The organism is Paracandidimonas soli (genome assembly GCF_004342005.1).
Lineage (GTDB): Bacteria > Pseudomonadota > Gammaproteobacteria > Burkholderiales > Burkholderiaceae_B > Paracandidimonas > Paracandidimonas soli.
The window spans coordinates 14,031-37,691 of record NZ_SMBX01000016.1; the positions used below are offsets into that span (position 1 = coordinate 14,031).

The following is a 23,661-nucleotide window of genomic DNA, read 5'->3' on the forward strand; positions in this document are numbered from 1 at the left end:
AGGAGCACAAGATGGCGGACAAGAAACAATCTCGACTCATGCAGTGGCTGCGCAAGCGCAAAGTCACGCTGGGCATCCTGACGACCGGCTTTGCCGTCGGCATCATGTTCTGGGGCGGCTTCAACTGGGCCCTGGAAGCCACCAATACCGAAACCTTCTGCATTTCCTGCCACGAAATGCGCGACAACGTCTACGTGGAATACCGCAATACGGTGCACTACCAGAACGCCTCCGGCGTGCGCGCCACCTGTCCCGACTGCCACGTTCCCAAGGAATGGGGGCCCAAGATGATCCGCAAGATCCAGGCTTCCAACGAACTGCTGCACAAAGTGCTCGGCACTATCGACACGCCCGAGAAATTCGCGGCGCACCGCAAGACGATGGCCGAGCGCGAATGGAAGCGGATGAAAGCCACCGACTCCCAGGTCTGCCGCAACTGCCACAAATTCGAGTACTTCGACTATTCCCAGCAGGGCAGGCGCGCCGCCAATATGCACCAGACCGCGTTCACCGAAGGCCAGACCTGCATCGACTGCCACAAGGGTATCGCGCACTCGCTGCCTCCCGTCGACCAGCACGTCGGTGCGGAACGCCCCGCAGCTGTCGCTCCCGAAGTCTTCCACCCCGAGCCCCCGGCAAAGGCCGGATCGCAATAGATGCTGCAAGCCCTGGGCCTGGCCTGCCTGAAAGGCGACCGACTGCTGTTCCGCGACCTGGATCTCTCGCTGGACCGGGGCGGCATCCTGCGCGTGGCGGGCGCCAACGGCTGCGGCAAGAGCAGCCTGCTGCGCATGCTGTGCGGCCTGTCCGCGCCGGAGGCCGGCAGCATTCTCTGGCGGGGAAAATCCATCCGGAAACAGCGCGACGTCTATCACGATCAACTGCTGTACATCGGCCACGCGCCCGCCCTCAACGAGCGCCTCAGCCCGCGCGAGAACCTGCGGTTCGCCTGCGCCAGCGCCGGCGATGCCGCAAGCCCAGCCGACATCGCCCTCGCGCTGGAACGCCTGGGTCTGACGACGCAGGCCGGCCTGCCACTGCGGGTCCTGTCCCAGGGCCAGCGCAAGCGCACCAGCCTGGCGCGGCTGCTGCTCGCGCCGCAGCGCACGCTGTGGATCCTGGACGAACCGTTTTCCGCGCTGGACGCCCGGGCCGTCGAGATGCTGTCGCGCCACATCGAATCCCATTGCGACGCGGGCGGCATGGTCATCCTGACCACGCACCAGGAAGGCGCCTTCACCCGGCCGGTCCAATGCCTGGACATGGGAGAACGGGGATGAGCGCGCGCCAAAGCGTACGCCTCGGACTTCAGGCCGAGGACAAGCCGGAGCTCTTCACGGGAGCGTTTTCCGCCACCCTGCGCCGCGACCTGCTGCTGGCCTGGCGCGCGCGCTCCGACATCTTCATTTCCCTGGGCTTCCTGGCGGTCGTCGCCAGCCTGTTCCCGCTGGGCATAGGCGCCGAACCGCAACAACTGGCATCCATTGGTCCGGGCGTCATCTGGGTGGCCGCCCTGCTGTCGTGCCTGCTGTCGCTGAACCGGCTGTTCGCGCAGGACCATGCCGACGGCGTGCTGGAACAACTGCTCCTGTCCGGGGAGCCGCCCGCACTGTGGGTCTGCGCGAAGCTGCTGGCCTTCTGGCTCACGGCATGCCTGCCGGTCGTGCTGCTCTCGCCGCTACTGGCGCTCTGGTTTCATCTGCCGCTCGATGTCCTGCCGGTCCTGGCCGCCAGCCTGCTGCTGGGAACGCCCGTCCTGGCCATGCTGGGCGGCATCGGCGCCGCGCTGACGCTGGGCCTGAACAGCAACGGCATGCTGCTCGGGCTGCTGGTATTGCCGCTGTATGTGCCCGTGCTCATTTTCGGAACCGCCGCCACCGGCACGGCCATGCTCGGCATGGACGCGTCTTCCCATCTGCTGCTGCTCGGCGGCATCTGCGCCGCCTGCATGGCGCTGGCGCCCTGGGCTTGCGCGACTTGTCTGGACATCGCGATGGAATGATCTCTCCAGCGCCAGGAAGGCATGCACTTTATTGCTCCAGAGCAATATCGTCATTCGCCAAACCCCCGACAATGGCATCAAGGCAAAAGCACACCCTCAAGGACACTATCGCAGCATCAAGACATCCCATGACGACGACCGCGACCCACCCCTCCATCGATTCCTGGCGATTCTTCCGCTTCGCAGCGCCGCAGCCGTTTTTCCAGCTGGCCGGCAGGCTGGCGCCATGGTTTGCGCTGCTGGCCCTGGCGCTGGCCGCCATCGGCCTGTGGATCGGCTTTTTCGTCGCCCCCACCGACGCGCAGCAGGGCGAGGTCTATCGCATCATCTTCATCCACGTGCCCGCCGCCTGGATGTCCATGTTCATCTACCTGATCATGGCATTCTGGTCCATCATCGGGCTTTCCTTCAACACTCGCCTGTCCTTCTTGCTGGGGCAGGCGCTGGCGCCGACCGGCGCCATGTTCTGTATCGTCGCGCTCTGGACCGGCGCCCTGTGGGGCCGGCCGACCTGGGGCGCCTATTGGGTATGGGATGCCCGCATCACCTCCCAGTTGCTGCTGCTGTTCCTGTACCTGGGCTTCATCGCGCTGACCCGCGCCATCGAAACGCCGCGCCGCGCCGACCGCACCGGCGCCATGATCGCCATCATCGGCTCCCTGAACATTCCCATCATCTATCTGTCGGTGAAGTGGTGGAACACGCTGCACCAGGGGGCTTCCGTCAGCCTGACCAAAGCGCCGAGCATGGCCGGCACCATGCTGCTCGGCATGCTGATCATGGCGCTGGCCGCCTGGGCCTACACCATCGCCGTCACGCTCTGGCGCGTGCGGCCCATGATCCTGGAGCGTGAACGACATGCCGGCTGGGCGCGCGACTATCTGTCGCGCATCGCCGATGAGACCACGCGCTTCGCCGCGCCCATCCCCGGAAAAGGAGACTGATCATGCAATGGCAATCCTGGAGCGACTTCTGGCACATGGGCGGAAACGCCTGGTTCGTCTGGGGCAGCTACGGCCTGACCCTCGCATTGCTCCTGCTGGAGCTCCTGCAACTGCGCCGCGCCGGACGCTCGGCGCGGCAACGTCTGCTGCGCTGGCACAGGGAGACGTCGGAGGAGGCATCGCGCGCGACGGAACGACGCACCGGATCCCTGCGCAGCCACGGAAACCTGTCATGAAAACCCGGCACAAACGCCTCGTCCTCATCCTGGGAGGCTTGTCCCTGCTGGGCGCCGCCGTCATGCTGGTGCTGTCCGCCTTCCAGCAGAACCTGGTGTTCTTCCACAGCCCGTCCGACGTTTCCAGCGGCAAGGTCGCCGTGGACCAGACTTTCCGCATCGGCGGCATCGTGGAGGACGGCTCCGTGCGGCGGCAGGCCGATGGGCTGAGCGTCAGCTTCGTCATCACCGATACGGCCGTCGGCATTCCCGTCACCTACAGCGGATCGCTGCCGGACCTCTTTCGCGAAGGCAAGGGCGCGGTCGCGCAGGGCAGACTGACGTCCGACGGCGTCTTCCATGCCAGCCAGGTGCTGGCCAAGCACGACGAGAACTACATGCCGCCCGAAGCCGCGCATGCCGTGGATAAAGCCCAGGAAGCCATGCGCACGATGGTGATGCCATGATCGCCGAACTGGGCCATTACGCGCTGATACTCGCGCTTGCCCTGGCCTTCGTGCAGGCCACGCTGCCGCTCGTCGGCGCGCATACCGGCAGGCTCGGGCTGATGCGGGCCGGCAGCGCCGCTGCGCAGGGACAGCTGCTGTTCCTGCTGTTCGCCTACGCCTGCCTCACCTGGGCCTTCATCGACACCGACTTTTCCGTGCAGTACGTCGCCCTGCACTCCAATACCGCCACGCCGCTCATCTACCGCATCACGGCAGTCTGGGGCAGCCACGAGGGCTCGCTGCTGCTGTGGAACCTGACCATGGCAGGCTGGATGGTAGCCGTCACGCGCTACTCCCACGGCCTGCCTCCCGAGTTCCTGGCGCGCGTCATGGGCGTGCTGGGCTGGGTCAGCATCGGCTTCCTGCTGTTCATGCTGGCCACCTCCAATCCGTTCATCCGCCTGCTGCCCGCCGCCGCGGAAGGCCGCGACCTGAATCCGCTGCTGCAGGATCCGGGCATGATCATTCATCCGCCGCTGCTCTACATGGGCTATGTCGGTTTTTCGGTCGCCTTCGCCTTCGCCCTGGCCGCCCTGATCTCCGGCCGCCTGGACGCCGCCTGGGCGCGCTGGTCGCGCCCCTGGACGACGATGGCCTGGGTCTTTCTCACCGCAGGCATCGCGATCGGCGCCGGCTGGGCCTATTACGAGCTGGGCTGGGGCGGCTGGTGGTTCTGGGATCCGGTGGAGAACTCCTCGCTGATGCCGTGGCTGCTGGGCACCGCGCTGATGCACTCGCTGGCCGTCACGGAAAAACGCGGCGCCTTCCGCAGCTGGACCGTGCTGCTGGCCATCGGCACGTTCTCGCTGTCGCTGCTGGGCGCCTTCCTGGTGCGCTCCGGCGTGCTGACCAGCGTGCACGCATTCGCCGTCGATCCCAGCCGCGGCCTGTTCATCCTCGCTTTCCTGGTCGTCATCATCGGCGCATCGCTGCTGCTCTACGCCTGGCGCGCACCGACGCTCGGCGGGGGCGGCTCCTTCGGCCTGCTGTCGCGCGATACCGCGCTGCTGTGCAACAACGTATTGCTCTCCGTCGTCGCGGCCTCCGTCCTGCTGGGCACGCTGTATCCCCTGCTGCTCGATGCCCTGAACCTGGGCAAGCTGTCGGTCGGCCCGCCTTACTTCGAAACCGTCTTCGTCCCGCTGATGACGCCTGTCGTCGTCCTGATGATGCTGGGCGCCTTCCTGCGCTGGAAGTCCGACGAACCCGTGCGCATGCTGCGGCAATTGCTGCCGACGGCCATCGCCTGCATGATCCTGGGCTCGGCAGCGGCGCTGCTGAGCGAGCGCCTGGGCTGGGGCGCCGCCCTGGGCCTGGGCCTTGCCGCATGGGTGCTGCTCGGCAGTCTGCAACTGCTGGCCGGCCAGTTGAGGCCCCGCGGGCAGGCGGCCCTGAAACAGCGCATCGTCGGCCTGTCGGCCTCGTGGTGGGGCATGTGGCTGGCACACCTGGGCATCGGCATCTTCATCATCGGCGTCACGCTGGTCAACAGCCTGGAAATCAGCCGGGACGTCAGGCTGCATATCGGAGGGAGCACGGATTTCGCCGGCTACACCCTGACCTTCCAGGACATGCGCGAGGTGCGCATGAGCAACTACGATGCCGCCCGCGCCACGCTGCTGCTGTCGCGCGATGGGCGGGCCAGGGGCTCCCTGACGCCAGAAAAGCGCCTGTATATCGCGCAGCAGATGCCTATGACGGAAGCCTCGCTGGACATCGGCCTGTGGCGCGACATCTATGTCGCGCTGGGCGAGCCCCTGGATGACGACAGCTGGATCATCCATCTGCACTACAAGCCCTTCATCAGCTGGATATGGGCAGGCTGCCTGCTGATGGGTATCGGCGGCATCAGCGCCGCCGCCGATCGTCGCTACCGCCGCAAGGCCGCCGCGCAGCAGCGCAAGTCCTCACTAGCGCCCCATGCCGCGCCAGGCATGGATTCCGCCGCTATTTCAAGCGAGTCCGTCCAGTCATGAGAACCCGCTTCCTGATCCCCCTCGCCCTGTTCCTTCTGCTGGCCGTGCTGCTGGGCTTCGGCCTGCGGCTGGACCCGCGCACCGTACCCTCGCCGCTGATCGACAAGCCCGTTCCCGATTTCCGGCTGGCGCGGCTCGATGATCCTGACACAAGCTTCGCACCGCAGGAAATGGCGTCGCAAGCCTGGCTGCTGAACGTGTGGGCCTCATGGTGCGTGGCCTGCCGCCAGGAACACGCCATGCTGGTCGAAATAGCGCAGCGCAATCTCGTGCCGCTGGTAGGGCTGAACTACAAGGAAGTGCGCGGCGCGGGCATCGACGTACGCAAGATGGATCCCGCGGAAGAGCAGGCGCTCGCCATCGAACGGGCCAATCAATGGCTGACATCGCATGGAGACCCATACACTTTGACCCTCCTGGACATGGATGGCAGGGTCGGCATCGACTTCGGCGTCTACGGCGTGCCGGAAACCTTCCTCATCGACGGCAAGGGCCGCATACGCTACAAGCACCTGGGTCCCATCACGCAGGAAACGCTCGACGACATCCTCCTGCCCAAATTGCGCGAGGTGCAAAATGAAAGCTGACCACGCGCTTCGGGTGCGGGAGGCCCGGTCCCGCTTGCTTCGCATCGCCCGTAAACTGGCCCATGCCACCAGCCTTCTGCTGCTGGGCCTGGTGGCGATCACCAGCCTTTCGATGGCGTACGCCGCCACAGGACAGACCGACGCGCAGATCGAAGCCAGGGTCATGCGGCTGTCCCATACGCTGCGCTGCCTGGTCTGCCAGAACCAGTCCATCGCGGAATCCAACGCGCCGCTCGCCGTCGACCTGCGCAACCAGGTGCGCGAACAGCTCGAACAGGGCAGAAGCGAACAGGAAATCGCCGACTACATGGTGGCGCGCTATGGCGACTTCGTCCTGTATCGTCCTCCGATGAAAGCCTCCACCCTGCTGCTCTGGCTGGGCCCGGCCGCACTGCTCCTGGCCGGCCTGGGCGCATTGGCCCTGCGGCTGCGCCGGCGCGCCGCGCGCCCCGACGCGCAGTTGAGTGAAGACGAGCGCCTGCAAGCGCGCAGCCTGCTCGATCGCAAGCCCCTGACGGAGTCCCGGCCATGAGCGTTTTCTCTAGCAGCGATATCCTGCTTTTCACGGCCCTGGCCATTCTGTTGACCGCTATTGCCGCTGGCCTGATCCTGCGTCCGTTGCTGTCGCGCACCTACCTGCGCCGGACATCGGCGCAATCCGGCAATGCGCAGGCCGATGCCGCGCTGATGGTGCTGCAGGAGCAGTACGCCGATCTGGAGCGCGAATATCGCTACGGCCACATCAGCCACGCGCAATGGCAGCAGGCGCGCCAGGAAGTCGAGCGCCGGGCGCTGGCCGAAGGCCTGGCATCGCCGGCCGCGCTGCATGCGCAGCCTGAAAAGGCATGGGCGCTTGGGTCTTCCCTGTTCGTTGCGACACTTGCCATCGCCGGCTACCTGGTCCTCGGAGAGCCCGCCGCCGTGATCCCCGCCAACACTGCGGCGCCCTCCAGCACGAACGATGCCGACGCCTTGGCCGAAATGGTCGATTCCCTGGCACAGCGGCTGGCGGGCGACAGCAGCGGAACTCCGCAGGAATGGACCATGCTGGCTCGTTCCTACATGGTGCTGGGAGAATACGGCAAGGCGGCCGAAGCCTATGCCCGGCTGCTGAAATTCGAGCCGGACAATGCCGATGCGCTGACCAGTCATGCCGAAGCCCTGCTGCTGCGGGAAGAAGGCGTCGCCCCCCTGGCTGCCGCTCAGCTGGAGCGCGCGCTGCAGCTGTCCCCGCGCCATTCCCACGCATTGTTTCTGTCCGGCAGCGTCGCATTCCAGTCGCGCGACTATGCAAAGGCCATCGCACACTGGAAGACGATGCTCGAAGACCTCGATCCCGAAGACCCGGACGCGGCCTACCTGCACTCCCTCATCGCGGATGCGCAGGCGCGGCAGTCTCCCTGATCGCGCCGTCCCGCACGACTCGACGCCCGCGAACCGCCGCCTGCTATAGTCTTGCTGCAAGTCGGAACGACAAGCAGCGCTTTTCCGCGACTGACGCCGGGGGAGCAGCATCCGCTCACGAGAACCGCATACTTCCCGACCATGTCTTCCAGAAAGAACGCCGCCGGCCAATCCAGGACATCCCGCAAGACGGGCGGCGGCAGGCTGTCCACTCCAGAAGCCCCGCCCGTCAAGCGCTCCTCCCGCGCCACGGGCAGCATCACGCTGGACGATGTCGCCCGGGCCGCCGGCGTCGCGCCCAGCACCGTATCGCGCGTCGTGAACAAGCCCGGCCTGGTCTCTCCGAAGACCACCGCGCATGTGCAGGCCGTCATCGACGCTCTGGGCTATGTGCCGAACCTGCTCGCCGGCGGGCTTGCTTCCCGCAAGACCCGCCTGATCGCGGCCGTGGTGCCTACAGTATCCAATGTCATGTTCGCCCAGATGGTGCAGAGCCTGGGAGACACTCTTTCGCATGCCGGCTATGAAATGCTGCTGGGCCTGTCGGGCTACGACAAGCAGCGCGAACAGCATGTCGTGGACGCCATCCTGAGCCGCCGGCCCGACGGCATCTTCCTGACGGGAGCGCAGCACACGCCGCATACCATACGCAGGCTGCGCGAGGCCAGGATACCCGTCGTGGAAACATGGGACCTGCGGGACGATCCCATCGACATGCTGGTCGGCTTCTCGCATGAACAGGCTGGCCAGGCGATTGCCGACTACCTGCTGTCGCGGGGCTACCGGAAATTCGGCGCCATCTCGGGCAATGACATACGGGCGCAGACCCGGCTCCAGAGCCTGGAGCTGCGGCTGCGGGAGAACGGCCTGTCCCTGCTGGATACGCAGACATCCCTGCCCGGGTCCACGCTGGCCATGGGCCGCACGCACCTTGCCAGTCTGCTGGATGCGGCCCATGGGCTGGATGCCGTCGTCTGCAGCTCCGACTCCCTGGCCTACGGCGCCATCATCGAAGCGCAGTCGCGCGGCCTGCGCGTCCCCCAGGACATCGCCGTCATGGGATTCGGCGACTACGAGTTCGCATCGCTTCATACCCCTTCGATCAGCACCGTGCACATCGACGGCCCGTCCATGGGACGCTTGGCGGGCGACTTCCTGCTGCAGCGGATCCACGCGAACGAGTCCGGCGCCTCCTCCCAGGTAACGGATATCGGCTTCCAGATCATTTCCAGGCAGAGCGCCTGAAAATCACCCAATTCTGCATAAGACACAACGAATATCGGCCAAGATTCACCAAATAACAAAAACGTGACACTTGGCCGGCCTACCCGGCGCCACCCGTCTTCCTCCGATCCATCATCCTGCCAATGACGAATTCCTGTTGACAAGATAGTCATCGTACATCTAGCATAGAAAAATGACAGCGCTGTCATTTTTCATGATAACAGCCCGAAGTCGCACAATTCCTCGGAGACCCTTTATGAAAACCTCTCGGCTGCAACTCATTCGCCGGCGCCTTCTGGCTGCGCTGGCATCCGCAAGCTGCCTTGCGTTTCCCTTCGCCGCGCAAGCCGACGCAAGCTATCCGGACAAGCCCGTCCGCATCGTCGTGCCTTACCCGCCCGGCGGCGCCAATGACGTGATCGGCCGCCTGGTGGCGCAGCGCCTGTCCCTGATGACGGGCCAGCAATTCGTCGTGGAAAACAAGCCCGGCGCCACAGGCCTGACCGGCACGGCCCATGTCGCGGGCACGGCGCCCGACGGCTACACCCTGCTGGTCAGCGCTTCGGTGCACGTCATCTATCCGAGCCTGTTCAAGGAAGTCACGTTCGATCCCCTGAAGGACTTCACGCCAATTTCCCAACTGGCCAGCGGCTCGCTGATCCTGTCGGTCAACCCTTCGCAGCCCTTCAAGACATTGCAGGAGCTGCTCGCCTACGCCAAGGCGAATCCGGGCAAGCTGCAGTATGCCTCGTCCGGCAACGGCTCCGCCACGCACCTTGCCGCGGAAGCGCTGAAGCAGCAGGCGGGCGTGGACATCGGACACATCCCCTATCGCGGCGGCGCTCCCGCGCTGAGCGATACCATTGCCGGGCACGTTCCCATGATCATCGACCCCGTCGCCTCCTCGATGCCCTTCCTGACATCCGGCAAGCTGCGGGCGCTGGCCGTCACCACGGCGCAACGCTCTCCCCTGCTGCCCGACCTGCCTACCGTGGCCGAATCCGGCCTGCCGAACTACGACATTGGCACATGGTACGGACTCTGGGCTCCCGCAGGCACGCCCGACGCCGTCGTCGCCAAGCTGTCATCGCTGGTTGCCGAGGCCATCCGGCACCCGGAAACCCAGGAAAGGCTGCAGGCGCTCGGCTTGCAGGGCGTCGGCAACTCTCCCGCCGAGTTCAAGGCCTACAACGCATCCGAATACGAAAAATGGAAGGCCGTCGTCGCCGAGTCCGGCGCAACGATGGACTGACCCGCATTGATTGAACAACCCCGACTTTCCCAGGATCGCCACATGCCCACCACACCCTCCGATGCCATCGAAAATATCGTCGTCTCCCTGTACCAGGTGCCGCTGAAAAAGCCCGTCAGCGACGCCAAGGTGCTGACGGGCCGGCAAACGCCGCTGAGCCACGTCGCCATGCTGACGGCGGAAATCACCACGCGCGACGGTGCTCGCGGCCTGGGATTCAGCTACTGCTTGCGTTCGGGCAGCGCCGCGCTGTTCGCCCATGCCAAGGAGCTGGCGCCCGGCCTGATCGGCGAGGATCCCGCCGACATCGGACGGCTCTGGGAGAAACTGGCCTGGATGGGCGGTTCCATTTCCCGGACCGGCTTGTCGGTCCAGGCAATCGCCGCCTTCGATACCGCGCTTTGGGACATCAAGGCGCGCCGCGCCGATCTGTCGCTGGGCAGGCTGCTAGGCGCCTACCGCACGGCGGTTCCCTGCTACAACACATCGGGCGGCTATCTGTCGGCCACCCTGCCTGAAATCTACACGGCCATCGAGGCATCACTGGCCCGCGGCATAGGCGGCATCAAGCTGAAGGTCGGGCAGCCCGACGTCGAAAAGGATATCGAGCGCGTCCGCGCCGTGCGCCAGCATGTCGGCAATGCGCTGCCCTTGATGGTGGACGCCAACCAGCAGTGGGATCTGACGACCGCCTTGCGCGCCGGCCGCGCACTCGACGAGTTCAGGCTGACCTGGATCGAAGAACCGCTGAGCGCCCATGACTATGCGGGCCATGCGCTGCTGGGCTCGCGTATCGATACACCGGTCTCGACCGGAGAAATGCTGTGCAGCGCGGAAGAACTGTACCTGCTCCTGGACCAGCAAGGCGCGCGCTACCTGCAGCCAGATGCGGGACGCATCGGCGGCATCACTCCCTTCCTGAAAGTCAGCGCCCAGGCCGAGCGCCAGCGCCTGAACCTGGCGCCGCACTTCCTGATGGAAATCCATATCCACCTGGCGGCCGCCTATCCATACGATACCTGGGTAGAGCATATCGAATGGCTGGAGCCCGCGTTCAACGAAAGGCTGGAAATTTCCGGCGGCTGCATGCATCTGCCCGAACGCCCCGGCCTGGGATTGAGCCTGTCGGAGCGGGCCGCCGGCTGGCTGGAAGCGACGGCCGCCATCGGACGATAAGCCGCCCGAACGCAGCAGGTTCTCCCGCCGGCCGCGAAGCGTTTCCAAGAGGCATTCGTCCTCGCGCCGCCAACCGGGCGCACCAAAGGGAAAAGGCCAGGTATCGCTACCTGGCCTTCTGTGCTTCATGCGTCGGACTTGCCTGAAGAGCCGGACCGATACTCCGGCCCGCTCCCGTCGGGAATATTATTCCTGATTCGTGATGTCCTGAGACGCATCGGAATCGGGCAGCTCGCTCTCGATGAAGTCCGTCTCCGCCGCCGGCGCGTCTTCGAACGGGTTGGCCTGGGCGCGGGCCGCCATGCGTTCCGCCGCCTCGAACTTCTCCTTGTCCTTGCGGGCATTGTGATAAGACATGCCCGTGCCGGCAGGGATCAGGCGACCCACGATGACGTTTTCCTTCAGGCCACGCAGTTCGTCGCGCTTGCCCATGATGGCGGCCTCGGTCAGAACGCGCGTGGTTTCCTGGAAGGACGCGGCCGAGATGAACGAGTCCGTCGACAGCGAAGCCTTCGTGATGCCCAGCAGCACGTTTTCATACGTGGCGGGGATCTTGCCGTCGGCGTCCATGCGATCGTTCTCGTTGAGCAGCTCGGAGCGCTCGACCTGTTCACCCGTGATGAAGCTGGTATCGCCGGCATCCGTGATGTTCACGCGACGCAGCATCTGGCGAACGATCACCTCGATGTGCTTGTCGTTGATCTTCACGCCCTGCAGGCGGTACACGTCCTGCACTTCGTTGACGATGTAGCTGGCCAGCTTCTCGATGCCCTGCAGGCGCAGGATGTCGTGCGGATCGGCCGGGCCGTCGACGATCATTTCGCCCTTGTTCACCACCTGGCCGTCGTGCACCAGCACCTGCTTTTCCTTGGGAATCAGGAACTCGTGGCTGACGCCTTCCAGGTCGGTGATGACCAGGCGCTGCTTGCCCTTGGTGTCCTTGCCGAACGAGACCGTGCCGGTGACGTCGGCAAGCATGCCGGCGTCCTTGGGCGAACGGGCTTCGAACAGCTCGGCCACGCGCGGCAGACCCCCGGTAATGTCGCGGGTCTTCTGCGATTCCTGCGGAATACGCGCAAGGACCTCGCCCACGCCGACCTGCTGGCCGTCGCGCACGGTGATCAGCGCGCCGACCGGGAACGAGATGTTCACCAGATGGTCGGTGCCGGCGATCTTCAGCTCTTCGCCAGCCTCGTTGAGCAGCTTGATCTGCGGACGCTGGACCGTCTTGCCGGTGCGTGTCTTGGGCGTGATGACCACCAGCGTGGACAAGCCCGTGACTTCATCAACCTGGCGGGCGACCGTGACGCCTTCTTCGATGTTCTCGAAGCGGACCTGGCCCGTGTATTCCGAAATGATCGGACGGGTCAGCGGATCCCATGTCGCCAGGCGCTGGCCGGCCTTGATGGCCTCGCCGTCGCCGACCGTCAGCGTGGCGCCGTAAGGCACCTTGTGGCGTTCGCGCTCGCGGCGGTTGTCGTCATAAATGACGATTTCGCCGGAACGGGAAATGGCAATGCGTTCGCCCCTGGCGTTGGTGACATAGCGCATGGTGCTGGCGAAGCCGACCGTACCGGCGGACTTCGTCTCGACCGAGCTGGCCATGGCTGCGCGCGATGCCGCGCCGCCGATGTGGAACGTACGCATCGTCAGCTGCGTGCCCGGCTCGCCGATGGACTGGGCTGCGATCACGCCGACGGCTTCGCCGCGGTTGACCAGCGAGCCACGGCCGAGGTCGCGGCCATAGCAGTGCGCGCACAGGCCGTGGCGGGTTTCGCAAGTCAGCGGTGTGCGGATCTTGACTTCATCGACACCGATCTGGTCGATCAGGTCGACCATGTCTTCGTCCAGCAGCGTGCCGGCGGGGATCGCGGTTTCCTGCGTGTCCGGATTGACGATGTCGACGGCAGCCACGCGGCCCAGCACGCGATCGCGCAGTGGCTCGATGACTTCGCCGCCCTCGACCAGCGCCTTCATGGTGTAGCCGCGCGTCGTGCCGCAATCGTCTTCGGTGATCACCAGGTCCTGGGTCACATCCACCAGACGGCGGGTCAGGTAACCCGAGTTCGCCGTCTTCAGCGCAGTATCGGCCAGGCCTTTACGCGCGCCGTGCGTGGAGATGAAGTACTGCAGTACGTTCAGGCCCTCACGGAAGTTGGCCGTGATGGGCGTCTCGATAATGGAGCCGTCCGGCTTGGCCATCAGGCCGCGCATGCCCGCCAGCTGGCGGATCTGGGCGGCGGAGCCCCGGGCGCCGGAGTCGGCCATCATGTAGATGGAGTTGAACGATTCCTGGCGCACGTCTTCGCCATGGCGGTTGACGACGGGTTCGGTCGCCAGATGTTCCATCATGGCCTTGCCGACCTTGTCGCCGGCCTTGCCCCAGATGTCCACCACGTTGTTGTAGCGTTCCTGGCCGGTCACCAGACCCGACGAATACTGCTTGTCGATTTCCTTGACCTCGCGACTGGCTTGGGCAAGGATGTCTTCCTTGGCGGCGGGAACCAGCATGTCGCTCATGGCGATGGAAATGCCGCCGCGCGTCGCCAGACGGAAGCCGGACTGCATCAGCTTGTCGGCCAGGATCACGGTGGCGCGCAGGCCGCAGCGACGGAACGACTGATTGATCAGACGCGAGATTTCCTTCTTCTTGAGCGTGCGGTTCAGCGCCGAGAAAGGCAGGCCCTTGGGCAGGATCTCGGACAGCAGCGCGCGACCGACCGTGGTTTCCACGCGCTTGAGCAGCGGCTTCCAGTCGTCGCCGTCCTTCTCGTACTCGACCAGACGCACGGTAATGCGCGTCTGCAGCTCGACTTCCTTATTGTCGTAGGCACGCTGTACTTCGCCGATATCGGCGAAGAACATGCCTTCGCCCTTGCCGTTGATGCGCTCGCGGGTGGCGTAGTACAGGCCCAGCACGATATCCTGCGACGGCACGATGGAAGGTTCGCCGTTGGCCGGGAACAGGACGTTGTTGGAGGCCAGCATCAGTGTGCGGGCTTCCAGCTGGGCTTCCAGCGACAGTGGCACGTGCACGGCCATCTGGTCGCCATCGAAGTCGGCGTTGAAGGCCGCGCAGACCAGCGGGTGCAGCTGGATGGCCTTGCCTTCGATCAGCACCGGCTCGAACGCCTGGATGCCCAGGCGGTGCAGCGTCGGCGCGCGGTTCAGCATGACAGGATGCTCGCGGATGACCTCATCCAGGATATCCCAGACGACGGGTTCCTGGCTTTCCACCAGCTTCTTGGCCGCCTTGATCGTCGTGGCCAGGCCCATCATTTCGAGACGGTTGAAGATGAAAGGCTTGAACAGTTCCAGCGCCATCAGCTTGGGCAGGCCGCATTCGTGCAGCTTCAGCTGCGGACCCACCACGATCACGGAACGGCCGGAGTAGTCGACGCGCTTGCCCAGCAGGTTCTGGCGGAAGCGGCCGCTCTTACCCTTGATCATGTCGGCCAGCGACTTGAGCTGGCGCTTGTTGGCGCCCGTCATGGCCTTGCCGCGGCGGCCGTTGTCCAGCAGCGAATCGACGGATTCCTGCAGCATGCGCTTTTCGTTGCGCAGGATGATGTCCGGCGCCTTCAGTTCGAGCAGGCGCTTCAGGCGGTTATTGCGGTTGATGACGCGGCGGTACAGGTCGTTCAGGTCGGACGTGGCGAAACGGCCGCCGTCCAGCGGCACCAGCGGACGCAGGTCGGGCGGCAGCACCGGCAGAACTTCCATGACCATCCAGTCGGGCTTGATGCCCGACTTCTGGAAGCCTTCGAGCACTTTCAAGCGCTTGGATATCTTCTTGATCTTGGCGTCGGACGAGGTGGCCTTGAGCTCTGCGCGCAGCGTCTCGACTTCACGGTCGATATCGATGGTACGCAGCAATTCGCGCACGGCTTCCGCGCCCATCAGGGCGTGGAAATCGTCGCCGTACTCTTCCGTCTTGGCCAGAAAGTCGTCGTCGGACATGATCTGGCCGCGCTTGAGCGGCGTCATGCCGGGTTCAATCACGCACCAGGCTTCGAAGTACAGCACGCGCTCGATGTCGCGCAGCGTCATGTCCAGCACCATGCCCAGGCGCGACGGCAGGCTCTTCAGGAACCAGATGTGCGCGACCGGGCTGGCCAGCTCGATGTGGCCCATGCGCTCGCGGCGCACCTTGGCCACCGTGACTTCGACGCCGCACTTCTCGCAGATGACGCCGCGATGCTTCAGGCGCTTGTACTTGCCGCACAGGCACTCGTAGTCCTTGATGGGCCCGAAGATCTTGGCGCAGAACAGACCGTCGCGCTCGGGTTTGAACGTACGGTAGTTGATGGTTTCCGGCTTGCGGACTTCGCCGAACGACCACGAGCGGATCTTCTCGGGCGATGCGATGCCGATCTTGATGGCATCGAACTGCTCGTCCTGCGTGACTTGCTTGAATAAATCGAGTAGCGCTTTCATTATTTACGCTCCAAATCCATATCCAGGGACAGGGATCGAATTTCCTTGACCAGGACGTTGAACGATTCCGGCATGCCGGCGTCGATGACGTGATCGCCCTTGACGATGTTCTCGTAGACCTTGGTACGGCCAGTGATGTCGTCGGACTTCACCGTCAGCATTTCCTGCAGGGTGTACGAGGCGCCGTAGGCTTCCAGCGCCCAGACTTCCATCTCCCCGAAGCGCTGGCCGCCGAACTGCGCCTTGCCGCCCAACGGCTGCTGCGTGACCAACGAGTACGGGCCTGTGGAACGGGCGTGCATCTTGTCGTCGACAAGGTGATGCAGCTTCAGGTAGTGCATGTAGCCGATGGTGACCGGACGCTCGAACTGCTCGCCGGTGCGGCCGTCGAACAGCCATGCCTGGGCACGCGTGTCGGTCAGCTGCAGCTTCTTGGCAATCTCGTCGGGATAGGCGATCTCCAGCATCTGGCCGATTTCCTGCTCGGTCGCGCCGTCGAACACCGGCGTGGCGAACGGCACGCCGTCACGCAGGTTCTTCGCCATTTCGATGATTTCGTCATCGGTCAGGGAATCGATGTCTTCGCCGTGGCCGGTGCTGTTGTAAACCTTGACCAGGTATTCGCGGATGCTCTTGACCTGGTTGGCCTTCTCGTTCGCCAGCATCTCGTTGATGCGGGCGCCGATGCCCTTGGCGGCCCAGCCCAGATGGACTTCCAGCACCTGTCCGACGTTCATGCGCGACGGCACGCCCAGCGGGTTCAGCACGATGTCCACGGTCGAGCCGTCGGCCATGTGGGGCATGTCTTCCACCGGCGTGATGCGCGATACGACACCCTTGTTACCGTGACGGCCTGCCATCTTGTCGCCAGGCTGCAGGCGGCGCTTGACGGCCAGGTAGACCTTGACCATCTTCAGCACGCCCGGAGGCAGCTCGTCGCCCTGCGTCAGCTTCTTGCGCTTCTCTTCGAAGGCCAGGTCGAACTGGTGGCGCTTCTGCTCCAGCGCTTCCTTGGCGTGCTCGAGAACGACGGCGTGCTCTTCGTCGGCCAGGCGAATGTCGAACCACTGCCAGCGGTCCAGCTCTGCCAGGTATTCGCTGGTGATGGCGGCGCCCTTGGCCAGCTTGCGCGGGCCGCCGTTGACGGTCTTGCCGACCAGGATCTTTTCCAGACGATCGAACTGGTCGTTTTCCACGATGCGCAGCTGATCGTTCAGGTCCTGGCGGTAGCGGCGCAGTTCATCGTCGATGATGGACTGGGCGCGCTTGTCGCGCTCGATGCCTTCGCGTGTGAAGACCTGCACGTCGATGACGGTGCCGACCATGCCGGACGGAACGCGCAGCGAGGTGTCCTTCACATCGGACGCCTTCTCGCCGAAGATGGCGCGCAGCAGCTTTTCCTCGGGCGTCAGCTGGGTCTCGCCCTTGGGCGTGACCTTGCCCACCAGCACGTCATCGGCGCGCACTTCGGCGCCGATGTAGACGATGCCGGAATCATCCAGGCGGTTCAGCTGTGTTTCGGCCAGGTTGCTGATGTCGCGCGTGATTTCCTCGGCGCCCAGCTTGGTGTCGCGCGCAACGACCGTCAGTTCCTCGATGTGGATCGAGGTATAGCGGTCATCGGCCACGACCTTCTCGGAGATCAGGATCGAGTCCTCGAAGTTGTAGCCGTTCCAGGGCATGAACGCGATCAGCATGTTCTGGCCCAGGGCGAGTTCGCCCAGGTCCGTCGATGCGCCATCGGCCAGCACGTCGCCGCGGGCGACCTTGTCGCCCTTGTGCACGATGGGACGCTGGTTGATGTTGGTGTTCTGGTTGGAACGCGTGTACTTGGTCAGGTTGTAGATGTCTACGCCGACCTCGCCCGCCACGTTCTCGTCGTCGTTGACGCGAATCACCACACGCTCGGCGTCGACGTGATCCACCACGCCGCCGCGCAGCGCCTGGACGGCAGTGCCGGAGTCGACGGCGACGGTGCGCTCGATGCCGGTACCGACCAGGGGCTTCTGCGGACGCAGGCAGGGAACCGCCTGGCGCTGCATGTTGGCGCCCATCAGCGCGCGGTTCGCGTCATCGTGCTCGAGGAACGGAATCAGCGAAGCAGCGACGGACACGATCTGCGACGGAGCAACGTCCATGTAGTGGATGTTGTCCGGAGCCGTCAGCATGGTTTCGCCGGCTTCGCGGCAGGCCACCAGGTCGTCCTTGAAGCGGCCTTCCTCGTCCAGCTCGGCGTTGGCCTGCGCGATGACGTAGTTGCTTTCCTCGATGGCCGACAGGTAGTCGATCTGGTCGCTGACCTTGCCGTCGATGATCTTGCGGTACGGCGTTTCCAGGAAGCCGTACTCGTTCAGGCGGGCATACAGCGCCATGGAGTTGATCAGGCCGATGTTCGGACCTTCGGGCGTTTCGATCGGGCAGACGCGGCCATAGTGCGTGGGATGCACGTCGCGCACTTCGAAGCCGGCGCGCTCGCGCGTCAGGCCGCCCGGGCCCAGTGCGGAAACGCGGCGCTTGTGCGTGATTTCCGACAGCGGGTTGGTCTGGTCCATGAACTGCGACAGCTGGCTCGAACCGAAGAACTCCTTGATGGCGGCCGAGATCGGCTTGGAGTTGATCAGGTCGTGCGGCATCAGGTTTTCGGTTTCAGCCTGGCCTAGACGCTCCTTGACCGCACGCTCGACGCGCACCAGGCCGGCGCGGAACTGGTTCTCGGCCAGTTCGCCGACGCAGCGCACGCGGCGGTTGCCCAGGTGATCGATATCGTCGATCTGGCCGCGGCCGTTGCGCAGCTCGACCAGCACCTTGATGGTTTCCAGGATGTCTTCGTCGGTCAGCGTCATCGGGCCGGTGATGTCTTCGCCACGGCCCAGACGGCTGTTGACCTTCATGCGGCCGACGCGCGACAGATCATAGGTCTCGTCGCTGTAGAACAGGCGCTGGAACAAGGCTTCGACGGCGTCTTCGGTAGGCGGCTCGCCGGGACGCATCATGCGGTAGATGGCAACGCGGGCGGCCATCTGGTCGGCGGTCTCGTCCGTGCGCAGCGTCTGCGAAATGTAGCCGCCGCGATCCAGTTCATTGATGTACAGCGTCTCGATGGAGCGGATGCCCGCGCCGCGCAGCTCGGCCAGGATGGATTCGGTGATTTCGTCATTGGCATTGGCAATGACTTCGCCCGTGTCCGGATTGACCATGTTCTTGGCCAGCACACGGCCCAGCAGATCGTCTTCGGGGATCGAGATGTACTTGACGTTGGCCTGGGCCAGGTCGCGCAGGTTGCGCGCATTGACGCGCTTGTCCTTTTCGACGATGACCTTGCCGTCGCGGTCCGTGATGTCGAAATGGGCGACTTCGCCCTTCCAGCGCTCGGGCACGAACTCCAGCTGACCGCCTTCATCGAGCAGGTCGATGTGGTCGAACTCGGAGAAGTGGGCCAGGATGTCTTCCGGCGTCATGCCGATGGCCTTGAGCAGGATCGTGACCGGCATCTTGCGGCGGCGGTCGACACGGAAGAACAGGATGTCCTTGGGGTCGAATTCGAAATCGAGCCAGGAGCCGCGGTAGGGAATGATGCGGGCCGAGAACAGCAGCTTGCCGGAGCTGTGCGTCTTGCCGCGATCGTGCTCGAAGAACACGCCGGGCGAACGGTGCAGCTGCGAAACGATGACGCGCTCGGTGCCGTTGATGACGAAGGAGCCGGTGTCGGTCATGAGCGGAATCTCGCCCATGTAGACTTCCTGCTCCTTGATTTCCTTGACGGTGGGCTTGCTGACTTCACGATCCATCAGCACCAGGCGCACCTTGGCGCGCAGCGGAGACGCATAGGTCAGGCCGCGCATCTGGCATTCCTTGACGTCGAACACGGGGTCGCCGAGCACGTAGCTGACGAACTCGAGGCGCGCCATCTGGTTGTGGCTTACGATCGGGAAAATGGAACTGAAGGCGGCTTGCAGACCTTCATCTTTACGTTTGGATGGTGTAGTATCCGCCTGCAGAAACGTTCTGAAGGATTCCAGCTGTGTCTCCAGCAGGTAAGGCACAGCGTGGACAATGTCACGTTTGGCAAAGCTCTTGCGTATGCGCTTTTTTTCGGTGTACGAATAAGGCATGAGCACTCCGACTCGAGGGGTTACATGGGCCGTCAACCACGGCCCCGGTTTACGACTCCAGAAAATCCGGCTTCAGGCCGATACAGGCGCAGGCGAAACACGGGTTTTCTGGAGACGCAAAAGCCCGGGAAGGGCATTGCACCTTCCCGGGCAGGCAAAACATCAGCTTACTTGAGCTCGACCTTTGCGCCGGCTTCTTCAAGCTTCTTCTTCGCGTCTTCAGCGGCGGCCTTCTCCAGACCTTCCTTGACGGGCTTCGGAGCGCCGTCGACCAGGTCCTTGGCTTCCTTCAGGCCCAGGCCGGTGATTTCGCGAACAGCCTTGATGACGCTGACCTTGTTCGCGCCGACTTCGGCCAGAACAACGGTGAACTCGGTCTGCTCTTCAGCAGCGGCGGCGGCGCCGGCAGCAGCGGGGGCTGCAACAGCGACGGCGGCGGCGGCAGCCGACACGCCAAACTTTTCTTCCATGTCCTTGATCAGTTCGGACAGTTCCAGAACTGTCAGACCGGCGACTGCGTCAAGGATTTCAGCTTTGCTAAGTGCCATTTTAATGAACTCCAGATAATATTGAATGCCAGGTTGGTTGTCGCTCTTCTACGACGAAATTCCTGAGGGAAAACCCGCTTATGCGGCTTCCTTCTGGTCGCGCACGGCTGCGAGGCCGCGGACGAACTTGGTCGGAACTTCGTTGAGCGTACGCACAAATTGCGCGATGGGGGCTTGCATGGTGCCGAGCAACTTCGACAGCAGTTCCTCACGAGACGGCATCGTGGCCAGAGCCTTGACGCCATCCTGGGACAGGATGTTGTTGGGCAATGCCCCACCCTTGATCACCAGCTTATCGTTGGTTTTTGCGAAAGTTGCCAGTACCTTGGCAGCCTCTACGGGGTCGGTGCTGATGCCATAGATCAGCGGACCGGTCAGCTGTGCGGACAGCTCCTCGAAAGGAGTGCCGACAATAGCGCGACGCACCAGCGTATTCTTCAGAACACGCAGATACACGCCCGACTCACGCGCAGTCTTGCGCAATACGGTAGCGGAGGCGACGTCCAGACCACGATACTCGGCGATAATGACCGATTGAGCCTTTGCCAGCTCGGCAGCGACTTCCTCGATGACTACCGCTTTCTCTTCACGATTGAGACTCACGGTTTGAACTCTCCATAAACGACGCGAGGGAGATCCCTTGCGTCAACCGAATGCGGCGCACCTGGTCGAGTTCTTCTGGGACAGCAAGAATTCTTCCATGGACGCCGTCTGCGCTGGACCCGGAAAGCCTTCTCCGGAATTAAGCCTGCTTCTGTGGGTGCTAGTGCACGGCACGTCATCAAGCTCCAGCGGTCTTTGACAGCTGTGTCCGAACAAAGCCGGACACGGCCCAAAGTTCTTTTTAAGCGCTCAGCGAGGCGATTTCCACACGGGCGCCGCCGCCCATGGTGGAGGAAACAGCCAGCTTGCGCAGATAGATACCTTTAGCGGCAGCGGGACGAGCCTTGTTCAGCGCGTCGACCAGAGCCAGCAGGTTTTCCTGCAGCTGTTCGACGTTGAACGATGCACGGCCGATGGTGGCGTGGATGATACCGGCCTTGTCGGTGCGGTACTGCACCTGGCCGGCCTTTGCGTTCTTGACGGCGGTTGCCACGTCGGGCGTAACCGTGCCGACCTTGGGGTTGGGCATCAGGCCGCGGGGACCCAGAACCTGACCCAGGGCGCCGACGATACGCATTGTATCGGGCGAGGCGATGACCACGTCGAAGTCCATGTTGCCGGCCTTGATCTGCTCGGCCAGATCTTCCATGCCGACGATTTCGGCGCCGGCGGCCTTGGCGGCCTCAGCCTTTTCGCCTTGGGCGAACACGGCGACGCGAACGGACTTGCCGGTGCCAGCAGGCAGAACCACCGAACCGCGGACCAGTTGGTCCGACTTGCGGGGATCCACGCCCAGTTGGACGGCGACGTCGATGGATTCGTTGAACTTGGCGGTTGCGGTTTCCTTGACCAGGGTCAGGGCTTCGGCAACGGGGTATTGACGGTTGCGGTCAATCTTGGCGGCAATGGCCGCTGCGCGCTTGCTGAGCTTTGCCATGTCAGACGACTCCTTCAACATTGATGCCGATGCTGCGTGCGCTGCCGGCAATGGTACGCACAGCGGCGTCCAGATCGGCGGCGGTCAGGTCGGGCTGCTTGGTCTTGGCGATTTCTTCAGCCTGGGCGCGCGTCAGGGTGCCGACCTTGTCGACGTTGGGACGTGCGGAACCCTTCTGGATGCCTGCCGCCTTCTTGATCAGGATAGTCGCCGGAGGCGTCTTCATGATGAAGGTGAAGCTCTTGTCCGCGTAGGCAGTGATGACTACGGGGATGGGCAGACCAGGCTCAAGGCTCTGCGTCTTGGCATTGAATGCCTTGCAGAACTCCATGATGTTCAGACCACGCTGGCCCAGTGCGGGACCAATGGGGGGGGAAGGATTGGCCTTACCAGCTGGCACTTGCAGCTTGATGAAGCCGACGATTTTCTTCGCCATGAGTAGCTCCTTGCGGGTAGTGACGCCTTCGTCAAACGGGTTGTCGAGGGCTCCCCGGGGTTAAAAAATCAGATCTTTTCGACCTGGCTGAAATCCAGTTCCACTGGGGTGGCGCGACCGAAGATGGTAACCGAGACGCGAACCTTGCTCTTCTCGTAGTTGACTTCTTCGACGCTGCCGTTGAAATCGGCAAAGGGGCCTTCCTTGACGCGGACGGTTTCGCCGATTTCGAACAGAATCTTGGGCCTTGGCTTCTCGACGCCTTCTTCCATCTGCGAGAGGATCTTCTCGACCTCGCGCTCGGAAATCGGCGCGGGACGGTTGCCCGAACCGCCCAGGAAGCCCGTTACGCGGTTGGTATTCTTCACCAGGTGCCAAGTGTCGTCGGTGAGTTCCATCTCGACCAGCACATAGCCCGGGAAAATACGGCGCTCCGTAATGGACTTTTTGCCGCCCTTGATCTCGACGACTTCTTCCGAAGGAACAAGGATACGGCCGAATTCGTGCTCCAGGCCTGCACGCTCGATGCGTTCCAGCAGCGCCTTGTGCACACTTTTTTCCATGCCCGAATACACATGGACGACGTACCAGCGTTTGCTCATGCCTGCCCTTTAGTTCCAGCCCAGGAACAGACCATAGATGATCCATTCCAGCGCTTTGTCGAAGATCCAGAGAATGATGGCCATGACCGTGACGAACACGAACACGATGCCAGTCATCTGGGTGGCTTCCTTGCGGGAGGGCCACACGACGCGCTTGACCTCATGATAGGAATCGCGCATGTAGCCGACGGTGCGACGGCCGGTCTCGCTGAACCAGACAATGACGAAAGCAACGACCAGGCTGCCGATGAACGCACCGACACGTACCAGTGTGGATTCGCCCTCGAGCAGCGAGAATGCGACGATACCGGCAATAACGACGAGTACGGCCAGACCCAGCTTGATGCGGTCGACTGTACTGTTAACGGTTTCTACGTTGGTATTAGACATGGTCCGGCGAAAAAGCCTGATATTGACGACCCGCGAAGCGATCGTGGTGTCTGGCAGGGGCAGTAGGAATCGAACCTACAACCTTCGGTTTTGGAGACCGACGCTCTGCCAATTGAGCTATACCCCTAAAACTCTGAAAGCAGCGAACCTGCCAGAGCCCGCTGCTTGTGCGCTGAAGACGGCAAGGCGCGAAACCCTGCCATCGGCGCAATGTATTACTGAGTGATTTTGGCGACGACGCCGGCGCCGACGGTACGGCCGCCTTCACGGATGGCGAAGCGCAGGCCTTCTTCCATCGCGATCGGCG

The 23,661-nt window shown here is 63.6% G+C and carries 22 protein-coding genes and 1 tRNA gene; 13 read left to right on the forward strand and 10 right to left on the reverse strand.

Annotated elements, in window-relative coordinates:
• Positions 1-11 precede the first annotated feature (11 nt).
• The 13 genes from EV686_RS18055 to EV686_RS18115 all read left to right on the forward strand — a co-directional run bounded on the left by EV686_RS18055 (position 12) and on the right by EV686_RS18115 (position 11,289).
• On the forward strand, positions 12-656 hold the full coding sequence (locus EV686_RS18055) for a NapC/NirT family cytochrome c (RefSeq protein WP_132478359.1): 645 nt from the start codon (positions 12-14) through the stop codon (positions 654-656).
• Positions 657-1,280, forward strand: a complete 624-nt coding sequence (ccmA, locus tag EV686_RS18060) for a cytochrome c biogenesis heme-transporting ATPase CcmA (RefSeq protein WP_132478360.1) — start codon at positions 657-659, stop codon at positions 1,278-1,280.
• Positions 1,277-2,002, forward strand: a complete 726-nt coding sequence (ccmB, locus tag EV686_RS18065) for a heme exporter protein CcmB (RefSeq protein WP_132478361.1) — start codon at positions 1,277-1,279, stop codon at positions 2,000-2,002. Before ccmA ends, ccmB begins: the two co-directional genes overlap by 4 nt.
• A gap of 128 nt (positions 2,003-2,130) precedes the next feature.
• Entirely contained in the window at positions 2,131-2,946 is an 816-nt protein-coding gene (ccmC, locus tag EV686_RS18070; RefSeq protein ID WP_132478362.1) for a heme ABC transporter permease CcmC, read from the forward strand.
• Between the two features lie 2 nt (positions 2,947-2,948).
• Positions 2,949-3,182 (forward strand): heme exporter protein CcmD, encoded by a 234-nt coding sequence (ccmD, locus tag EV686_RS18075; RefSeq protein WP_207901879.1) that lies wholly within the window; start codon positions 2,949-2,951, stop codon positions 3,180-3,182.
• Positions 3,179-3,628, forward strand: a complete 450-nt coding sequence (ccmE, locus tag EV686_RS18080; protein WP_132478364.1) for a cytochrome c maturation protein CcmE — start codon at positions 3,179-3,181, stop codon at positions 3,626-3,628. Before ccmD ends, ccmE begins: the two co-directional genes overlap by 4 nt.
• The gene (locus EV686_RS18085) at positions 3,625-5,646 is read left to right on the forward strand and encodes a heme lyase CcmF/NrfE family subunit (RefSeq protein WP_132478365.1); all 2,022 of its coding nucleotides are present in this window, start codon (positions 3,625-3,627) and stop codon (positions 5,644-5,646) included. The genes ccmE and EV686_RS18085 overlap by 4 nt, the downstream gene beginning before the upstream one ends.
• Positions 5,643-6,233: a DsbE family thiol:disulfide interchange protein gene (locus EV686_RS18090; RefSeq protein WP_132478366.1), complete on the forward strand. Its 591-nt coding sequence runs from the start codon at positions 5,643-5,645 to the stop codon at positions 6,231-6,233. The genes EV686_RS18085 and EV686_RS18090 overlap by 4 nt, the downstream gene beginning before the upstream one ends.
• Entirely contained in the window at positions 6,223-6,765 is a 543-nt protein-coding gene (locus EV686_RS18095) for a cytochrome c-type biogenesis protein (protein ID WP_132478367.1), read from the forward strand. The genes EV686_RS18090 and EV686_RS18095 overlap by 11 nt, the downstream gene beginning before the upstream one ends.
• Positions 6,762-7,637: a c-type cytochrome biogenesis protein CcmI gene (gene ccmI / locus EV686_RS18100; protein WP_132478368.1), complete on the forward strand. Its 876-nt coding sequence runs from the start codon at positions 6,762-6,764 to the stop codon at positions 7,635-7,637. The genes EV686_RS18095 and ccmI overlap by 4 nt, the downstream gene beginning before the upstream one ends.
• Positions 7,638-7,778: 141 nt before the next feature.
• Positions 7,779-8,882: a LacI family DNA-binding transcriptional regulator gene (locus tag EV686_RS18105; protein ID WP_132478369.1), complete on the forward strand. Its 1,104-nt coding sequence runs from the start codon at positions 7,779-7,781 to the stop codon at positions 8,880-8,882.
• 235 nt (positions 8,883-9,117) lie between these two features.
• The gene (locus EV686_RS18110) at positions 9,118-10,113 is read left to right on the forward strand and encodes a Bug family tripartite tricarboxylate transporter substrate binding protein (protein ID WP_132478370.1); all 996 of its coding nucleotides are present in this window, start codon (positions 9,118-9,120) and stop codon (positions 10,111-10,113) included.
• A gap of 42 nt (positions 10,114-10,155) precedes the next feature.
• Entirely contained in the window at positions 10,156-11,289 is a 1,134-nt protein-coding gene (locus EV686_RS18115) for an L-talarate/galactarate dehydratase (protein ID WP_132478371.1), read from the forward strand.
• Between the two features lie 186 nt (positions 11,290-11,475).
• On the opposite strand, the gene rpoC is transcribed toward EV686_RS18115, so the two are convergent.
• From rpoC to EV686_RS18165, 10 genes are all read right to left on the reverse strand, one after another.
• On the reverse strand, positions 11,476-15,726 hold the full coding sequence (gene rpoC / locus EV686_RS18120) for a DNA-directed RNA polymerase subunit beta' (protein WP_132478372.1): 4,251 nt from the start codon (positions 15,724-15,726) through the stop codon (positions 11,476-11,478).
• Positions 15,726-19,838 (reverse strand): DNA-directed RNA polymerase subunit beta, encoded by a 4,113-nt coding sequence (gene rpoB / locus EV686_RS18125; protein ID WP_132478373.1) that lies wholly within the window; start codon positions 19,836-19,838, stop codon positions 15,726-15,728. Before rpoB ends, rpoC begins: the two co-directional genes overlap by 1 nt.
• 167 nt (positions 19,839-20,005) lie before the next feature.
• Positions 20,006-20,386, reverse strand: coding sequence for a 50S ribosomal protein L7/L12 (rplL, locus tag EV686_RS18130; RefSeq protein WP_132478374.1), 381 nt, complete (start codon positions 20,384-20,386; stop codon positions 20,006-20,008).
• A gap of 78 nt (positions 20,387-20,464) precedes the next feature.
• Entirely contained in the window at positions 20,465-20,989 is a 525-nt protein-coding gene (gene rplJ, locus EV686_RS18135) for a 50S ribosomal protein L10 (RefSeq protein WP_132478375.1), read from the reverse strand.
• A 241-nt stretch (positions 20,990-21,230) separates the two neighbouring features.
• A complete protein-coding gene (gene rplA, locus EV686_RS18140) occupies positions 21,231-21,926 on the reverse strand; it encodes a 50S ribosomal protein L1 (RefSeq protein ID WP_132478376.1) in 696 nt (231 codons plus the stop codon).
• Between the two features lies 1 nt (position 21,927).
• The gene (rplK, locus tag EV686_RS18145) at positions 21,928-22,362 is read right to left on the reverse strand and encodes a 50S ribosomal protein L11 (RefSeq protein WP_132478377.1); all 435 of its coding nucleotides are present in this window, start codon (positions 22,360-22,362) and stop codon (positions 21,928-21,930) included.
• Between the two features lie 68 nt (positions 22,363-22,430).
• On the reverse strand, positions 22,431-22,964 hold the full coding sequence (nusG, locus tag EV686_RS18150; protein ID WP_132478378.1) for a transcription termination/antitermination protein NusG: 534 nt from the start codon (positions 22,962-22,964) through the stop codon (positions 22,431-22,433).
• Between the two features lie 9 nt (positions 22,965-22,973).
• A complete protein-coding gene (secE, locus tag EV686_RS18155; protein WP_132478379.1) occupies positions 22,974-23,354 on the reverse strand; it encodes a preprotein translocase subunit SecE in 381 nt (126 codons plus the stop codon).
• Between the two features lie 51 nt (positions 23,355-23,405).
• Positions 23,406-23,481: transfer RNA gene (locus EV686_RS18160), tRNA-Trp, on the reverse strand.
• Between the two features lie 88 nt (positions 23,482-23,569).
• Positions 23,570-23,661 (reverse strand): EF-Tu C-terminal domain-related protein (locus EV686_RS18165; RefSeq protein WP_481347968.1); only part of this gene is annotated, 92 nt, incomplete at its 5' end.

What these genes read in the sequence shown, in the direction of transcription:
- EV686_RS18055 (WP_132478359.1), top strand. Translation starts at nt 12, where the DNA reads ATGGCGGACAAGAAACAATCTCGACTCATGCAGTGGCTGCGCAAGCGC.
- ccmA (WP_132478360.1), top strand. Translation starts at nt 657, where the DNA reads ATGCTGCAAGCCCTGGGCCTGGCCTGCCTGAAAGGCGACCGACTGCTG.
- ccmB (WP_132478361.1), top strand. Translation starts at nt 1,277, where the DNA reads ATGAGCGCGCGCCAAAGCGTACGCCTCGGACTTCAGGCCGAGGACAAG.
- ccmC (WP_132478362.1), top strand. Translation starts at nt 2,131, where the DNA reads ATGACGACGACCGCGACCCACCCCTCCATCGATTCCTGGCGATTCTTC.
- ccmD (WP_207901879.1), top strand. Translation starts at nt 2,949, where the DNA reads ATGCAATGGCAATCCTGGAGCGACTTCTGGCACATGGGCGGAAACGCC.
- ccmE (WP_132478364.1), top strand. Translation starts at nt 3,179, where the DNA reads ATGAAAACCCGGCACAAACGCCTCGTCCTCATCCTGGGAGGCTTGTCC.
- EV686_RS18085 (WP_132478365.1), top strand. Translation starts at nt 3,625, where the DNA reads ATGATCGCCGAACTGGGCCATTACGCGCTGATACTCGCGCTTGCCCTG.
- EV686_RS18090 (WP_132478366.1), top strand. Translation starts at nt 5,643, where the DNA reads ATGAGAACCCGCTTCCTGATCCCCCTCGCCCTGTTCCTTCTGCTGGCC.
- EV686_RS18095 (WP_132478367.1), top strand. Translation starts at nt 6,223, where the DNA reads ATGAAAGCTGACCACGCGCTTCGGGTGCGGGAGGCCCGGTCCCGCTTG.
- ccmI (WP_132478368.1), top strand. Translation starts at nt 6,762, where the DNA reads ATGAGCGTTTTCTCTAGCAGCGATATCCTGCTTTTCACGGCCCTGGCC.
- EV686_RS18105 (WP_132478369.1), top strand. Translation starts at nt 7,779, where the DNA reads ATGTCTTCCAGAAAGAACGCCGCCGGCCAATCCAGGACATCCCGCAAG.
- EV686_RS18110 (WP_132478370.1), top strand. Translation starts at nt 9,118, where the DNA reads ATGAAAACCTCTCGGCTGCAACTCATTCGCCGGCGCCTTCTGGCTGCG.
- EV686_RS18115 (WP_132478371.1), top strand. Translation starts at nt 10,156, where the DNA reads ATGCCCACCACACCCTCCGATGCCATCGAAAATATCGTCGTCTCCCTG.
- rpoC (WP_132478372.1), bottom strand. Translation starts at nt 15,726, where the DNA reads ATGAAAGCGCTACTCGATTTATTCAAGCAAGTCACGCAGGACGAGCAG.
- rpoB (WP_132478373.1), bottom strand. Translation starts at nt 19,838, where the DNA reads ATGCCTTATTCGTACACCGAAAAAAAGCGCATACGCAAGAGCTTTGCC.
- rplL (WP_132478374.1), bottom strand. Translation starts at nt 20,386, where the DNA reads ATGGCACTTAGCAAAGCTGAAATCCTTGACGCAGTCGCCGGTCTGACA.
- rplA (WP_132478376.1), bottom strand. Translation starts at nt 21,926, where the DNA reads ATGGCAAAGCTCAGCAAGCGCGCAGCGGCCATTGCCGCCAAGATTGAC.
- rplK (WP_132478377.1), bottom strand. Translation starts at nt 22,362, where the DNA reads ATGGCGAAGAAAATCGTCGGCTTCATCAAGCTGCAAGTGCCAGCTGGT.
- nusG (WP_132478378.1), bottom strand. Translation starts at nt 22,964, where the DNA reads ATGAGCAAACGCTGGTACGTCGTCCATGTGTATTCGGGCATGGAAAAA.
- secE (WP_132478379.1), bottom strand. Translation starts at nt 23,354, where the DNA reads ATGTCTAATACCAACGTAGAAACCGTTAACAGTACAGTCGACCGCATC.